The sequence below is a fragment of the Actinomadura rubteroloni genome, from assembly GCF_002911665.1.
In the GTDB taxonomy this organism is placed as follows: domain Bacteria; phylum Actinomycetota; class Actinomycetes; order Streptosporangiales; family Streptosporangiaceae; genus Spirillospora; species Spirillospora rubteroloni.
This window is the reverse complement of record NZ_MTBP01000001.1, coordinates 514,854-530,431: the sequence shown is the minus strand read 5'-3', so window position 1 is coordinate 530,431 and position 15,578 is coordinate 514,854. Positions and strand designations below refer to the sequence as shown.

At 72.7% G+C, this 15,578-nt stretch carries 11 protein-coding genes; 8 read left to right on the top strand and 3 right to left on the bottom strand.

What is annotated here, in order from left to right; translation table 11 throughout:
* The first annotated feature begins 244 nt into the window (after positions 1–244).
* On the top strand, positions 245–556 hold the full coding sequence (locus BTM25_RS02375) for a WhiB family transcriptional regulator (RefSeq protein ID WP_103561108.1): 312 nt from the start codon (positions 245–247) through the stop codon (positions 554–556).
* Positions 557–794: 238 nt separating this feature from the next.
* Here the strand turns inward: BTM25_RS02375 and BTM25_RS02370 are convergent, their stop codons facing one another.
* Positions 795–1,925 (bottom strand): ArsA family ATPase, encoded by a 1,131-nt coding sequence (locus BTM25_RS02370; RefSeq protein ID WP_103561107.1) that lies wholly within the window; start codon positions 1,923–1,925, stop codon positions 795–797.
* Positions 1,926–1,942: 17 nt separating this feature from the next.
* On the bottom strand, positions 1,943–2,938 hold the full coding sequence (locus tag BTM25_RS02365; RefSeq protein ID WP_103561106.1) for an ArsA-related P-loop ATPase: 996 nt from the start codon (positions 2,936–2,938) through the stop codon (positions 1,943–1,945).
* A gap of 175 nt (positions 2,939–3,113) precedes the next feature.
* Here BTM25_RS02365 and BTM25_RS02360 point away from each other — a divergent pair, with 175 nt between their 5' ends.
* The 5 genes from BTM25_RS02360 to BTM25_RS02345 all read left to right on the top strand — a co-directional run bounded on the left by BTM25_RS02360 (position 3,114) and on the right by BTM25_RS02345 (position 6,540).
* Positions 3,114–4,064, top strand: a complete 951-nt coding sequence (locus BTM25_RS02360) for a slipin family protein (protein ID WP_103561105.1) — start codon at positions 3,114–3,116, stop codon at positions 4,062–4,064.
* A gap of 67 nt (positions 4,065–4,131) precedes the next feature.
* The gene (locus tag BTM25_RS29035) at positions 4,132–4,290 is read left to right on the top strand and encodes a DUF4177 domain-containing protein (RefSeq protein WP_146058929.1); all 159 of its coding nucleotides are present in this window, start codon (positions 4,132–4,134) and stop codon (positions 4,288–4,290) included.
* Positions 4,287–4,754 carry a RidA family protein gene (locus BTM25_RS02355; protein WP_103561104.1) on the top strand — a complete coding sequence of 156 codons (468 nt, stop codon included), beginning with the start codon at positions 4,287–4,289 and terminating at the stop codon, positions 4,752–4,754. The genes BTM25_RS29035 and BTM25_RS02355 overlap by 4 nt, the downstream gene beginning before the upstream one ends.
* An 83-nt stretch (positions 4,755–4,837) precedes the next feature.
* Positions 4,838–5,632: an NUDIX hydrolase gene (locus BTM25_RS02350; protein WP_103562700.1), complete on the top strand. Its 795-nt coding sequence runs from the start codon at positions 4,838–4,840 to the stop codon at positions 5,630–5,632.
* Positions 5,629–6,540, top strand: a complete 912-nt coding sequence (locus BTM25_RS02345) for an MBL fold metallo-hydrolase (protein ID WP_235828079.1) — start codon at positions 5,629–5,631, stop codon at positions 6,538–6,540. The genes BTM25_RS02350 and BTM25_RS02345 overlap by 4 nt, the downstream gene beginning before the upstream one ends.
* 37 nt (positions 6,541–6,577) lie before the next feature.
* Here BTM25_RS02345 and BTM25_RS02340 read toward each other — a convergent pair whose 3' ends face one another.
* On the bottom strand, positions 6,578–7,264 hold the full coding sequence (locus BTM25_RS02340; RefSeq protein WP_019633543.1) for a Crp/Fnr family transcriptional regulator: 687 nt from the start codon (positions 7,262–7,264) through the stop codon (positions 6,578–6,580).
* A gap of 520 nt (positions 7,265–7,784) precedes the next feature.
* Here BTM25_RS02340 and BTM25_RS02335 point away from each other — a divergent pair.
* Positions 7,785–11,825 (top strand): bifunctional nitrate reductase/sulfite reductase flavoprotein subunit alpha, encoded by a 4,041-nt coding sequence (locus BTM25_RS02335; protein ID WP_235828077.1) that lies wholly within the window; start codon positions 7,785–7,787, stop codon positions 11,823–11,825.
* A gap of 160 nt (positions 11,826–11,985) precedes the next feature.
* The gene (locus tag BTM25_RS02330) at positions 11,986–15,462 is read left to right on the top strand and encodes a bifunctional glycosyltransferase/CDP-glycerol:glycerophosphate glycerophosphotransferase (protein ID WP_103561102.1); all 3,477 of its coding nucleotides are present in this window, start codon (positions 11,986–11,988) and stop codon (positions 15,460–15,462) included.
* Positions 15,463–15,578 lie beyond the last annotated feature (116 nt).

Genomic DNA, 15,578 nt, shown 5'->3' with positions numbered 1-15,578 from the left:
TATTGAAGATCATTCCAGTAGAGGGTCAAGGGCGACTCCGGGCGCCCTGTCCGCGGCGGGTGACTAGTCCGTTCCGGCGGTATGGCCCTGGTGGGCTATATCGAGAATGGGTCCATCGGGGACTGTTGAATCGCCCCCCGCTTCCGTAAGTTCTTCCCCACGGCTTTCGTTTGGCGGCCTGACGTCCGCGCCCGTCCGGCCAGGGAGCGCAAATCGACTGAGACCCTAGGGGAGTGGGGCCAAGATGTGGATCACGGATTGGACCGCACGCGCCGCCTGCCGTAACGCGGACCCGGACGCCCTGTTCGTGCAAGGCGCCGCGCAGAACCGAGCCAAGCTCATCTGCCGCGGTTGCCCCGTACGGACGGAGTGCCTCGCCGACGCTCTCGACAACCGGATCGAATTCGGTGTCTGGGGTGGGATGACCGAGCGTGAGCGTCGAGCTCTGCTGCGGCGGCGTCCGGATGTGCGTTCGTGGCGCGAGCTGCTGGAGACCGCCAAGGAGGAGTACGAACGATCGGTGGACGCCGAGGAGGCGGAGCTGGTCGCGAGTTAGCGGCGGTCACGGCGGTCCTCGGGCAGCGCGCCCGGTCGGCGGGGCCGCCGGTCTTCAGATGCAGTGGTGATACGGCCGCGGTGCCGTCGTCCCGGACGACGGTGCCGCGGCCGAATCCGTTCCCGGACGCGTAACGGGCGTGTTACCGGCTTCTCCGGCCATTCACAAGATCATCCCGTTGGAACGAAACGAACATCGCGTGAAATGTGTTGTTACTGATTGGTAAATGGCCACGCGGTCACGCGACGGACGAAGGCCCGGCCAAGTCGGCGCCCACCCGGCGCAATCCCGCCAGATCGTGGACGTCCTCGGCCTGCGCCGCGACCGCCGTCACCGGAACGGCCGGATGCGTCGTCGCGAACCCGTCCCGCAGCCGCGCCTCCCGGGCCGCGAGCTGCATCCGCCCGGTGTGCAGCCGCAGCAGCGCCGCCGTCACCGCGTGCTCGCCCCGGTCCTCCAGCGTCTCGGCGGCGGCCTGGGCGCGGGCGGCCGACAGGACGTCCTCGGCCTCGTGCACGCGGTTGACCACGACCCCGGCCAGCGGCATCCGCTCCCGTGCCAGCCGGTCCACGAAGTAGGACGCCTCGCGCAGCGCGTCCGGCTCGGGCGCCGCGACGACCAGGAACGCGGTCCCCGGCGTCTGGAGCAGCCGGAACGTCTTCTCCGCGCGCTCGCGGAACCCGCCGAACATCGTGTCGAACGCGGCGACGAACGTCTGGACGTCCCGCAGGAGCTGCACGCCGAGCACCTTGTTGATCGCGCCGGTGAACATGCCGAACCCGGCGCTGATGACCTTCACGCCGAACCGTCCGCCGGTCTTGGCGGGCGCGGCGAGGATCTTCATGAACCGTCCGTCCAGGAAGCGGCCCATGCGCTCGGGGGCGTCGAGGAAGTCCAGGGCGTTCCGCGACGGCGGCGTGTCCACGACGATGAGGTCCCAGGCGCCGGAGCGGTGGAGCTGCCCGAGCTTCTCCATCGCCATGTACTCCTGCGTGCCCGACAGGCTGGACGACAGCGACTGGTAGAAGGGGTTGGCCAGGATCTGGCGGGCCCGGTCGGGGTCGGCGTGCGCCTCGACGATCTCGTCGAAGGTGCGCTTCATGTCGAGCATCATCGCGTGCAGCTCGCCGTCGCCCTCGATCTCGATGCGGCGCGGGCTGTTGTCCAGCTCCGACAGCCCCATCGACTGGGCGAGGCGGCGCGCGGGGTCGACGGTGAGCACGACGACGTCGCGGCCCCGTTCGGCGGCGCGCACGCCGAGCGCGGCGGCGGTCGTGGTCTTGCCGACGCCGCCGGAGCCGCAGCACACGATGATCTTGGTGCGCGGATCGTCCAGCAGCGCGTCCACGTCGAGCGGCCGAGTCGTCACGGGGGTGTCTCCTCCGGTCAGGCCGCGCCCTGGTCGCGCAGCGCGGTCGCCAGCACGTGCAGCCCGGCGAGGTCCATGCCGTCGCCGAGCAGCGGCAGCGTGTAGCGCGGACGGTCGACGGTCTCCAGCCGTTCCTTCTCGCGGGCCTGGAGCGCGGTGCGGCGGGCGTGCTCGGCGGCCTCGGCGGCGAGGACGGCCGCGACGCGCCCGGCGTCGTCCTCGATCCCGGCGGCCTTCAGCCCGCGCTCGACGTCCTCCAGGTCCAGCCGGCCGGCGGCCGCGTCCGCGCGGACCTGCGGCGGCAGCACCGGCGCGTGCTCCATGTTCACGAACACGCCGCCGACGGGCAGGCCGACGGCGGTCAGCTCGGCGATGCCGTCCATGGTCTCCTGGACGGGCATCTCCTCCAGCAGCGTGACGAAGTGGACGGCCGTCTCCGGGCTCCGCACCACCTTCATCACGGTGTCGGCGTGGTTGCGGATCGGCCCGACCTTCGCCAGCCCCGACACCTCGTCGTTGACGTTGAGGAACTTCGTGATGCGGCCGGTCGGGGGCGCGTCCATCACGACGGCGTCGTACAGGAACGTGCCGTTCTTGGCGCGGCGGCGGACCGACTCGCTGGTCTTGCCGGTGAGGATGACGTCCCGCAGGCCGGGCGCGATCGTGGTCACGAAGTCCACGATGCCGAGCCGGGTCATCGCCTTCCCGGCCCGTTTGAGGCTGTAGAACATCTCCAGGTATTCGAGGAGGGCCTCTTCGGTGTCGATGGCGAGCGCGTGGACGTCCCCGCCGTCCCGGCCGGACGCGACGCGGCGCTCCTCGTAGGGGAGCGGCGGGCAGTCGAAGAGCTGGGCGATGCCCTGGCGTCCCTCGACCTCGACCAGGAGGACCTTCTTGCCGCCGGCGGCCAGCGCCAGCGCCAGCGCGGCGGCGACCGTCGTCTTGCCCGTGCCGCCCTTGCCGGTGACGACGTGGAGGCGCACGCCGTCCCAGTCGGTGTCTCTCGCGCTCACTCGATCGACCATATCGCCTGTTCTCCGATGACTCCGGACGGCCGTCCGACCAAGCAAGTGATTCCTGACACGGTGGCCGACGCCACCGTCCCGGGTCAAGGCGCACGTGCCCTCGATCGTGGGTAGATAACCCTGCGAACCGGACGTCCGGCGTCCGGGGAAGGGACGTGACGCCATGACGGTGGTCTTGGTCGTACTGATCGCGGTGGTCATTGTGGGGCTGTTCGTCGCGGGCTCGTCGGTCCGCGTCGTCCAGCAGTACGAACACGGAATCGTGTTCCGTTTCGGTCAGGTGCAGCGTGCGGGCGGGCTGCGGCCGGGCGCGGTGCGGACGCCGGGGCTCACGGCGATCGTGCCGGTCATCGAGCGGATGCAGAAGGTCAACCAGCAGACGGTGACGATGAACGTCCCCGGCCAGGAGGGGATCACGCAGGACAACGTGAGCGTCCGGGTCGACGCGGTCGTGTACTTCCGGGTGGTCGATCCGATCAAGGCGATCGTGAACGTCCAGAACTACGGGTACGCGGTGGCGCAGATCGGCCAGACGTCGCTGCGGTCGGTCATCGGGCAGACCGACATGCAGGAACTGCTCGGCGAGCGCGAGAAGATCAACGCCCGGCTGCGGCGGATCATGGACGAGATCACCCGCGACCCGTGGGGCGTCCTCATCGAGCGCGTCGAGATCAAGGACGTGTCGCTGCCCGAGGGCATGAAGCGGTCGATGGCGCGGCAGGCCGAGGCCGAGCGGGAGCGGCGGGCCCGGATCATCGCGGCGGACGGCGAGTTCCAGGCGTCCAAGCGCCTCGCGGCGGCGGCCGAGATCATGTCGCAGGACCCGGCGTCGCTCCAGCTCCGCCTGCTCCAGACCGTGGTGGACGTGGCGGCGGAGAAGAACAGCACGCTGGTCATGCCGCTGCCGGTGGAGATCCTGCGCTTCTTCGACCGGTTCGCGCCCGACGGGGTCGCCAAGAGCGAGGCCGAGAGCCGTCCCGACCTCGCCGCGCGGCTGGCGAAGGCCGAACGGGAGCTGGCGAAGGCGGCCGAGTCCACGGCCGGCCTCGGGTCGCCCGAGGACGTCCCGCCCGTCATCGGCCTCGACGAGCCCAAGCCCGCCGAGGGCGACTGAACTGCCAGGCGCGCAGGCGCGCAGGCGCGCGACGGGCGGAGGCGGCGTGGGCTCTAGGCTTGCTGGCATGACGAAGTGGGAGTACGCGACCGTGCCGCTGCTGGTGCACGCGACGAAGCAGATCCTCGACAACTGGGGCCAGGACGGCTGGGAGCTGGTGACCGTCGTGCCGGGACCGAACCCGGAGAACCTCGTCGCCTACCTCAAGCGCGAGCTGGCGTCGTGAGCACGGCCGAGGAGCGGCTGGCGGAGCTGGGGCTGACGCTGCCCGAGGTCGCGGCGCCGCTCGCGGCCTATGTGCCGGCGGTGCGGACGGGCTCGCTGCTCTACACGTCCGGACAGTTGCCCGTGGTCAAGGGCGAGCTGCCGGTCACCGGCAAGGTCGGTGCCGAGGTGACGCCCGAGGACGCCTATGAGCAGGCGAAGGTGTGCGCGCTGAACGCGCTCGCGGCGCTGCGGTCGCAGGCGGGCGGGCTGGAGCGGATCCGGATCGTCAAGGTCGTCGGGTTCGTGGCGAGCGCGCCGGGCTTCACCGGGCAGCCGCAGGTCGTCAACGGCGCGAGCGAGCTGTTCGGCGCGGTGCTCGGCGAGCGGGGCGTGCACGCGCGCAGCGCGGTGGGCGTGAACGTGCTGCCGAAGGACGCGCCGGTCGAGGTCGAGGTGATCGCGGAGCTGCTGCCGGACGCTTGACAGAACCGCGTTCGGTATGCCCGAATGGGGCCGATCGGGACCCGGGGGGTGGAGCGGTGAGCGGCGTGCGGCTGCCGGCGGAGATGCGCGGACGCGTCGAGGACGTCCTGTCCGGGCGCGTGCGGCCCGCCGTGCCCCGGGACGCCGCGACCGTCGCCGTCCTGCGCGACCACGACCGCCACGGCCTCCAGGTGTTCCTGCTGCGCCGCGTGTCCTCGATGGCGTTCGCGCCGGGCGCGTACGTGTTCCCCGGCGGAGCGGTGGACCCGCGCGACGGGGACGCCGACCTCGCCTGGGCCGGGCCGTCCCCGGCGGAGTGGGGCGCCGCGTTCCGCGCGGACGACGGCCTGGCGCGGGAACTGGTCTGCGCGGCGGTGCGCGAGACGTTCGAGGAGTCGCTCGTCCTGCTCGCCGGCCCGGCCCCCGACGCGGTCGTGGACGACACCTGCGGCCCCGGCTGGGAGACCGACCGGCAGGCCCTGTTGAACCGGTCCGTGTCGCTGGCGGGCCTGCTCACGCGGCGCGGGCTCGTCCTGCGGTCGGACCTGCTGCGCCCGTGGGGCCACTGGATCACCCCGGCCGTCGAGCCGAAGCGCTACGACACGCGGTTCTTCGTCGCGGCGATGCCGGCCGGGCAGCGGGCGCGGGACGTGTCCACCGAGTCCGACCACGCGGTGTGGGCGCGTCCGGACGAGGCCGCCGAGCGCGCGCTGGCGGGCGAGTGGCCGATGCTGCCGCCGACCCTCGCGACGCTGGCCGAGCTGGCGGAGTTCCAGGCGGTCGCGGACGTCCTGGCCGCGTCCCGGACGGTCGTCCCGTACGAGCCGCGCGCCGAGATCATCGACGGTGATCCCTATCTCGTCCTGCCGGACGCGTGAGGCGCCGCCGCCCACTTCTCCATGAGGCCGCGCTGCTGCTCGCGGGCACGTCGGCGCTGCGGCACCTGGAGCGGATCGGCTGGAACCCGTTCCGCTCGCCGGACGCCGCGTCGGGCAGGATGGGTGAAATGAGCGAGATCGACGGGACGGGAACCGAGCGGACGACCTGCGTCCTCGCGCCCAACCCCTCCATGATGACGCTGGACGGCACCAACACCTGGATCATCGCCGAGCCCGGCGCCGCCGAGGTCGTCGTCGTGGATCCCGGCCCGAACGACGGCGTCCACCTGCGCCGGATCGCCGACACCGTCAAGGAGCAGGGCAGACGCGTCGGCGCGATCCTGATCACGCACCGCCACCCCGACCACTCCGAGGGCGCCGGGGAGTTCGCGAGGCTGACCGGGGCGGGCGTGCGGGCCGTCGACCCGGCGCACCGGCACGGCGCCGAGGGCCTGGCGGACGGCGACGTCATCACCACGGGCGGGCTGGAGCTGCGGGTCGTGGCCGTCCCCGGCCACACCGACGACTCGGTCGCGTTCTGGCTGCCCGCCGACCGCGCGCTGCTGACCGGGGACACCGTCCTCGGCCGGGGCACGCCCGTGCTGGACGGCAGCCTCGGCGACTACCTGCGCACGCTGGAGCGGCTGCGGGACCTCGTCGCGGCCGAGGAGATCGGGACGATGCTGCCCGGCCACGGGCCGCTGCTCGCCGACCCCGCCGGAACGATCGACTACTACATCCGGCACCGCAGGGAACGCCTCGCGCAGGTGCGGAAGGCGGTCGCGGCGGGCGCGACGACCGCCGGGGAGGTCGTCGCGCACGTCTACGGCGACATCGACCGCAAACTGTGGCCGATCGCCGAATGGACGGTCCAAGCGCAGCTCGACTACCTGGCCGAACGCGATTGACCGTTCCCGGGAGCCGCCGCGTGCGGCTCCCGGACCGTCAGCGGGACCGCTTGCGGAGCCGTTCGATGTCGAGGATGACGACGGCGCGCGCCTCGATCCGCAGCCAGTTGCGCTGCGCGAAGTCGGCGAGGGCCTTGTTCACGGTCTCCCGGGACGCGCCGACGAGCTGCGCCAGTTCCTCCTGGGTGAGGTCGTGGTGGACGTGCAGCCCCGCCTCCGACGGCTGGCCGAACCGCTCGGCGAGGTCCAGCAGGGCCTTGGCGACCCGGCCGGGCACGTCGGTGAAGACCAGGTCGGCCATGACGTCGTTGGTCTTGCGGAGCCGCTGGGCGAGGGCGCGCAGCAGTTGCACCGCGACCTCGGGGTGGCCGGTCAGCCAGGGACGCAGGTCGTCGTGGCCGAGACCCGCGAGGCGGCACTCGGTGACGGCGATCGCGCTGGCCGTGCGCGGCCGGGGATCGAACAGGGACAGCTCGCCGAACATCTCGCTCGGGCCGAGGACGCTCAGCAGGTTCTCCCGGCCGTCCGGAGCCGTGCGGGTGAGCTTGATCTTGCCTTCGAGCACCACATAGAGCCGGTCGCCGGTCTCACCCTCGTTGAAGAGGGTCTGACCGCGGGCGAGCCGGACCTCGGTCACGTTAGCGCGCAGCGCCTTGGCGCCCTGCTCGTCGAGCGCCTCGAACAGCGGGGCTCGGCTCAGGACGTCCACGTCGCGGTCGGTCACGCTTCTCCTCCTCCAACACCTGCATACATAGTGTGACGTACGTCCCACCGCGTACGTGAAAGACCAGGGGACGCGGCGCGCCGCGGTCGCGGGACGAGAGGGGGACCCTCGCCCGGCGGGGCGTCGCCCGTCCGGGCCGTCGGCCGCCATGACCCCAGGTGACCAGTGTACGGACCTGCGGGTGAATGCAGTCACACCAGGGCCGATCGCCTGTTCCGGTAGGTACGCAGTGGCATGCTGGACTCTCGCCCTGAACCACCCGATCGGTGATGAATCCGGCGAACCTCTATGGCTCGGGAGCGGGTCTCCGCTCGCCCGTCCGGCACCGGATTCTGACCGCCGTCCGGCCGTATCCGGCCACCGCGGACCGTTTCGTCGGCGGGATCTCACAACCGCCCAGGCCGGTGGTTGGGCGGATGTAACAGGGCACCCGACTCAGGGGTCACATTCACGTAACAGCGGCTTTCTACCGTCCGTAACGGTTGCGTGCCCGGTTCGTCCGTTCGGGGGAGGAGACGCCGTGTCGGCCGTCACGTCGGTGAAAACCGTCTGCTCGTACTGCGGGGTCGGCTGCGGCATGGTGCTGGACGTCGCCGTCGAGCCCGCGACGGGCCGCCGCAAGGTGATCAAGGCGGCCGGGGACCGCGAGCACCCGGCGAACTTCGGCCGGCTGTGCACCAAGGGCGCCACCAGCGCGGACATGCTCGCCGCGCCGGGCCGCCTCACGACCGCGCTGACCCGCGCCGACCGGGGCGGCGAGCCCGACCCGTGCGAGGTGGACGCGGCGATCGGCCGGGTGGCGGCGCGGCTGCGCGGCGTCCTGGACGAGCACGGCCCCGACGCGCTCGCCTTCTACGTCTCCGGGCAGATGACGCTGGAGGCCCAATATCTGGCGAACAAGCTGGCCAAGGGGTTCGTCCGGACGTCCAACATCGAGTCGAACTCGCGGCTGTGCATGGCGAGCGCGGGCACCGGCTACAAGCTGTCCCTCGGCGCGGACGGCCCGCCCGGCTCCTACGAGGACCTGGACCGCGCCGACCTGTTCCTCGTCATCGGCTCGAACATGGCCGACTGCCACCCGATCCTGTTCCTGCGGATGATGGACCGGGTCAAGGCGGGCGCGAAGCTGATCGTCGTGGACCCGCGCCGCACCGCGACCGCCGCGAAGGCCGACCTCTTCCTCCAGGTTCGTCCGGGTACGGACCTCGCGCTGCTGAACGGCCTGCTGCACCTGCTCGTCGCGGACGGCGCCGTGGACGACGAGTTCATCGCCGCCTGCACCGAGGGCTGGGACGAGATGCCCGCGTTCCTCGGCGACTACGCCCCGGACGCCGTCGCGGAGACCACCGGCATCCCCGCCGACGACCTGCGGACCGCCGCGCGCTGGATCGCCGAGGCCGGCGAGTGGACGAGTTGCTGGACGATGGGCCTCAACCAGAGCACCCACGGCACCTGGAACACGAACGCGCTGGTCAACCTGCATCTGGCGACGGGCGCGATCTGCCGTCCGGGCAGCGGCCCGTTCTCGCTGACCGGCCAGCCGAACGCGATGGGCGGCCGGGAGATGGGCTACATGGGGCCGGGCCTGCCGGGGCAGCGGTCCGCGCTGGTGGACGCCGACCGCGCGTTCACCGAGGAGCTGTGGGGCCTGGAGCCGGGCACGCTGCGCGCCGAGGCGGGCACCGGGACGGTCGACATGTTCGCGCGGATGGCGGCCGGGGAGATCAAGGCGGCCTGGATCATCTGCACGAACCCGGTCGCGTCGGTCGGCAACCGGCGGACGGTCATCGAGGGCCTGGAGGCGGCCGAGTTCGTCGTCACGCAGGACGCGTTCGCCGACACCGAGACCAACGCCTACGCCGACGTCGTGCTGCCCGCCGCGCTGTGGTCCGAGGCGGACGGCATCATGATCAACTCCGAGCGGAACCTGACGCTCGCGCCGCGCGCCGCCGACGCCCCCGGGGGTGCGCTGCCGGACTGGCTGCTCATCGCGCGCGTGGCGACCGCGATGGGCTTCGACGGGTTCGGCTACTCCTCCGCCGAGGAGATCTTCGAGGAGATCAAGGGCGCGTACAACCCGGTGACGGGCTACGACCTGCGCGGCGTCACCTACGAGCGGCTGCGCGAGACGCCGGTCCAGTGGCCGAGCGCGGACCCGTCCGGGCCGCACCGCAACCCGATCCGGTACGTCTCCGGCGGCGGACGGCCGAAGTTCCCGACGCCGAGCGGACGGGCGCGGTTCTTCGCGCGTCCGCACCTGCCGGCCGACGAGATGCCCGACGACGACTACCCGTTCCTGCTCAACACCGGCCGCGTCCAGCACCAGTGGCACACGCTGACCAAGACGGGCAAGGTCGCCAAGCTCAACAAGCTCAACCCGGGCCCGTTCGTGGAGATCCACCCCGACGACGCCAAGGCGCTCGGCGTCGCGGACGGTGACCAGGTCGAGGTCGCGTCGCGGCGCGGACGGGCCGTGCTCCCGGCGACCGTCACCGACCGAGTGCGGCCCGGCGCGTGCTTCGCGCCGTTCCACTGGAACGACCTGTTCGGCGAGTACCTGAGCGTGAACGCGGTGACGAGCGACGCCGTGGACCCGCTGTCGCTCCAGCCGGAGCTGAAGGTGTGCGCGGTGTCGCTGACGAAGGTGAACGTCGTCCCGCCCGCCGAGCCGGACGCGGCACCCGACGGGACGTGGGAGGGCGCGCTCGCGACGGTCGGGGGCGTCCTCGGCGTGGAGGTGGAGCACAAACCGCAGCTCACGGCTGCCGAATTGCAGTACATGTCCGGGTTCTTGAGCGGTGTCGGGTCCGCGCCGGGCGGCGTGCCGGTCCTGCCGCCGCACGCGCCGATCGCCCCCGAGCGGGCGCTGTGGGTGAACGGGCTGCTGGCGGGCGTGTTCTCGCGCGAGACCGCCCCGGCGACCGCCGCGCCCCGGCCGGACGAGCCGGGCCGCGAGATCGTCGTGCTGTGGGCGTCCCAGACCGGCACGGCCGAGGAGTTCGCGGCCAACGCCGCGTCCCGGCTCAGCGACGCGGGCTGGACGCCCCGCCTGGTCGCGATGGACGACTGCACTCCGGAGATCCTCACTGGGTCCGCAACGGTCGCGGTCATTACGAGCACGTTCGGTGACGGCGACGCCCCCGACAACGGCGCGGGCTTCTGGGAGGAGCTGGCGGGCGACGACCATCCGCCGCTGACCGGCCTGTCCTACGCCGTCCTGGCGTTCGGCGACTCGGGCTACGGCGACTTCTGCGGCCACGGCCGGCGGCTGGACGAGCGCCTGGCGCAGCTCGGCGCGACCCGGCTCGTCCCGCGCGCCGACTGCGAGCCCGACTACGAGCCGGTCGCCGAACCGTGGCTGGACTCGCTGCTCACCGCGCTCGGCGGCACGCCGTCCCCCGCGAAGGCCGCGCCGCGGACCGGGCCCGCGTACACCCCCGCGTACACCAAGGCGTCGCCGTACACGACGAAGCTCATCGGGAACCGCCTGCTCAGCCTGCCCGGCGCGGCCAAGGAGGTCCGCGAGTTCACGTTCGCGACCGGCGACGGCGAGCTGGCCTACGAGGCGGGCGACGCGCTCGGCGTCTGGCCCGTCAACGCCCCCGAGCTGGTCGCCGAGTGGCTGGAGGCGACGGGCATCGCCGCGACCGAGCCCGTCACGCTCGCCGACGGCACCGAACTGGCGTTCCGCGAGGCCCTCGAAACCCGGCTGGAGATCGCCCGCCTCACCCCCGACCTGCTGCGCTTCACGCTGGACCGCACCGGGGACCGCGAGCTGAAGCACCTGCTGCGTCCCGACAACACCGACGAGCTGGCGAAGTGGATGTTCGGCCGGCAGGCCGTGGACATTCCGCGCCTGTTCGGTCTGCGCGCGTCCGCGCAGGAGTGGGCGGCGCTGCTGCGGCCGCTCCAGCCGCGCCAGTACTCGATCTCGTCCAGCCCGGCCGCCGAGCCCGGCGTACTGCGGCTGACCGTGTCGGTGATCCGCTACGAGGGCGAGAACGGGCGCCCGCGCGGCGGCGTCTGCTCGACCTACCTCGCCGACCGGGCCGAGAAGGACGACGTCCGCGTCTACGTGCAGCGGTCGCCGCACTTCCGGCCGCCCGCCGACCCGTCCGCCGCCGCGATCATGATCGGGCCCGGGACGGGCGTCGCGCCGTTCGTCGGCTTCCTCGCCGAGCGCCGCGCGACCGGCGCGGCCGGCCCGAACTGGCTGTTCTTCGGCGAGCAGCGCCGCGCGACCGACCACTACTACCGCGACGAGCTGGCCGCCCACCAGCGCGACGGCGTCCTGACCCGGCTGGACCTGGCGTTCTCCCGCGACCAGCGCTCGAAGATCTACGTCCAGGACCGGATGCGCGAGCACGGCGCGAAGCTGTGGGAGTGGCTGCGCGACGGCGCGCACGTCTACGTCTGCGGCGACGCGACGCGCATGGCCAAGGACGTCGACCGGACGCTCCGCGAGATCGCCGCGCTGCACGGCGGAATGGACGCCGAGGCCGCCGCCGCGTACGTCAAACGCCTCGCCGCCGACAAACGCTATGTGCGTGACGTGTACTGATAACGGGGGCCTGACCTGCGCGGATCCGGTGACGTCCGACATGTGACCGCGCGGTCAAGTCTGGGCAACGCCGGGTCCAGGCTTGGGTTTTCGCGCTGTACCGGGTGCCGGACCTTTCCGACGCTGTTCGGAACCCGTCCCCGTCCCGAGGAGCCCGCACATGGCCCCCACGCTGAGCGTCGTCGTGCCGATCCACAATGTGGAGGACTACCTGGAGGACTGCCTCGCCTCGCTGGCCGCCCAGACCTTGACCGATATCGAGGTCGTCATGGTGGACGACGGCTCCACCGATGGCAGCGCCGTCATCGCGAAGGCGTTCGCGGAGCGGGACATGCGGTTCCGTCTCTTCCAGCAGGAGAACCAGGGCATGGGCCCGGCGCGGAACACGGGGTTGCGGCACGTCACGGGCACGTTCCTGGCTTTCGCCGACAGTGACGACGTGGTGCCGTTCTACGCCTACGAACGGATGGTGGGGACGTTGCGGCGCACCGGTTCGGACCTGGTGTGCGGCGGGGTGGAGCAGTTCGATTCGCGCCGGTCGTACCCGGCGCGGTTCCCGTTGGACGCGTTGCGCACCACGCGGTCGCGGACGCACGTCACCCGCGACCCCGCGCTGCTCCGCGACCGGACGGTCTGGAACAAGGTGATCCGCCGGACGTTCTGGGACGAGCACGGCATCACTTTTCCGTCCGGGGCGTACGAGGACATTCCGGTGGCGGTCGCCGCGCACGTCCACTCCCGGAGCACCGACATCATCAGCGACGTCTGCTACTGCTACCGGAAGCGGGAGGAGTCGGAACGTTCCATCACCCAGCGCCGCACCGAGCCCGGCAACCTGGAGGACCGCCTCGCCGCCGCCCGTCGCATCTCCCGCTTCCTCACCGCGCACGCCCCCAACCTGCGCGCGTCCTACGAGCTGAGCACGCTGGACGACGACCTCATGCTGTTCGTCGACGAGGCCGAGGACGGCGACGACGCCTACCGCGAGCGGATGTGCCGGCTCGTCGGCGAGCACGTCCGGGCGCTGGACCCCCGGCTCCTGGAGCGGCTGCCCTCGATCAAGCGGCTGAAGTATCACCTGGTCGCCGAGGAGCGCGCGGACGACCTGGTGACCGTCCTTGAGTACGAGCGCACCGGCCTGCCCGCCGCGCCGACCGAACCGCGCGGGTTGTTGCGCCGCCGGTGGTACGCGGGCCACCCGTTCCGGGACGACGCCGACCGCGCGTTCCCGCCGCGTCTCTACGACGTCACCGACGAGCTGCGGCTCGAAGCGCGCGTGGACGACATCGTCTGGGTCGGGGACCGGCTGCGGGTGGCGGGGCACGCCTACGTCCCGTTCATCGACATGACGCAGGACGACGCGATCGACGTCTGGCTGGAGCGTTCCGGGTCCACGCGGCGCCATCCGCTGCGGGTGTCGCGCGTGCCGTCCCCGCAGGTCACGGCCGACACCAAGCAGGCGGCGGCGTGCTACGACGGCGCCGGGTTCGTGGTCGAGATCGACCCGGCGGACTTCGTGGAGACGTCCGCGCGCAAGGTCGAGTGGCGGCTGCACGCCGCCGTCCGCGCCGGGGTGGGCCGCGACCGCGTGGCCGTGTCCGGCGTGGTCGCGAGCTGCGGCCCGGCCGCGCAGTGGCCCCGGTTCCGCGACCTGTTCGGCGGGACGCGGGTCCAGCTCGTCCCGCACGGCGGCGCGGTGACGCTGCGGTTCCGCCGGCCCGAGGCGATGATCACCGGGCAGGCGCCGGTCCGGGGCGGCGTCGAGGTCGGCGGCTGGGTCGCCCGGCTCCGCACCGCCGACGACGCGGTCATCGTGACGTGCCGGGAGCGCGGCGCGTCCACCCGGATCCCGGTGCGCTACGGCCCGCCCGACCCCGACGGGCGCGTCCCGTTCCGGTTCCGGCTGACCGCGCGCGACCTCGGGCCGCGCCTGACCGGGCTGGCCGGGCCGTCGTTCGCGTCCCGGCTGCACCACGACCTGTCGTTGCAGGTCGGCGAGACGCGGCTGCGGCTGCCTGTCTCCGATGACTTCGCCGGGTTCGCGCATGACGGCGTCCTGCTGGACCGGACGCGGTACGGGAACGTGACGGCCACCGCCGAGACCGGGCTCGTCCTGACCGGCGTGCACTGGGAGGGCGACGCGCTGGTCGTCTCGGGCGTGCCCGCCGACGCCGAGGACGCCCCCGACCTGCTCGTCCTGCGGCACCGGCGGACGGGCGCGTCCCACGCCGTCCCGCTGGACGACGAGGACGGCGCGCTCGTCGCCCGCCTGCGCCCCGACGCGATGCCCGGCGTGGTCGAGGCGCCGCTCGCCGCCGGGGTCTGGGAGCTGACGGCCGCGTCCGGCGACGGGCGGCGCGACCTCGCCGTCACCCGCGACTGCCTCACCACGCTGCCGCACCCGCGCGACGGCGCCGGGCTGCGGTTCACCGTCCGGCCGTCGCGGCGCGGCGCGGGGGTCCACCTCGGCGTCCGGATCGCCTGGAACGACGACGAGGACGGCCCGTACGCGCGCCGCGTCCTGCGCGAGCGCCACTACCCGGCGTTCCTGCGCCGCGAGATCCGCGACGTCGCGGTGTTCGAGAGCTACTTCGGCGGCGAGTACTCGTGCAACCCGAAGGCGATCTACGAGGAGTTCCAGCGCCGCGAGACCGGCCTCGACCTGGTCTGGACGGTCGGCGACGGGCATGTCGCCGTGCCCGGCGGGCGCACCGTCCGGCGGCTCGGCCGCGAGTACTGGGAACTGGTCGCGCGGGCGCGGTACATCGTCAACAACGTGTACCAGCCGGAGGGGTACCGGCCGCGCCTCGGGCAGGTCTACCTCCAGACCTGGCACGGGACGCCGATCAAGAACGTCGGGTTCGAGACGCGCTGGGACGTCCTCGGCCGCCGCGACCAGCGCACCCGGCTGATGGCGGCGGACGCGGCGGCGTGGGGGCTGCTGCTGTCGCAGAACCCGCACAGCACCGAGACGCTGACCCGCGCGTTCCGCTACGACGGCGAGGTGCTGGAGACCGGGTACCCGCGCAACGACCGCGCGCACGGCCCGGACGCGGCGTCGCTGCGCGAGCGGGTGCGGGCGCGGCTCGGGATCCCGCCGGGCAAACGCGCGGTGCTGTTCGCGCCGACGTGGCGGGACCGCACGCCCGGCCACCGCACCGGGCCGTACCGGCTGGGGCTGGACTTCGAGCGGGCCGCCGCCGCGCTCGGCGAGGACACCGTGCTGCTGCTGCGTCCGCACCGGCTGCTGGACGCGCGGCTGCCCGCGCCGACCGGGTTCGTGCGGGACGTGTCCGCCTATCCGGACGTCACGGAACTCTTCCTCGCCTCGGACGCCCTTGTCACCGACTATTCGTCGCTGATGTGCGACTTCGCCGGGCTGCGGCGGCCGATCCTGCTGTTCGCGCCGGACCTGGAGGCCTACCGGGACGACGTGCGCGGCTTCGCCTACGACCTGGAGGAGCGTCCGCCGGGACCGCTGCTGCGCACGTCGGACGAGCTGATCGAGGCCCTGGAGGAGTTCGACGACACGGCCGCCGCGTCCGCGCCTGCCCTGGACGACTTCGCGGCGACCTTCTGCCCGCACGACGACGGCCACGCCGCCGCCCGCGTCGTGGACCGGCTGCTGGCACTGTAGGCCGCCGACGCCGACCGACAGGCCCACGCCCGTTCGTCCCTGGAGGTCGGCGGCACCGGACGACAGGCCCGAGCCCGTTCGTCCCCGGACGGCGGCGGGCGACAGGGCCGAGGCCG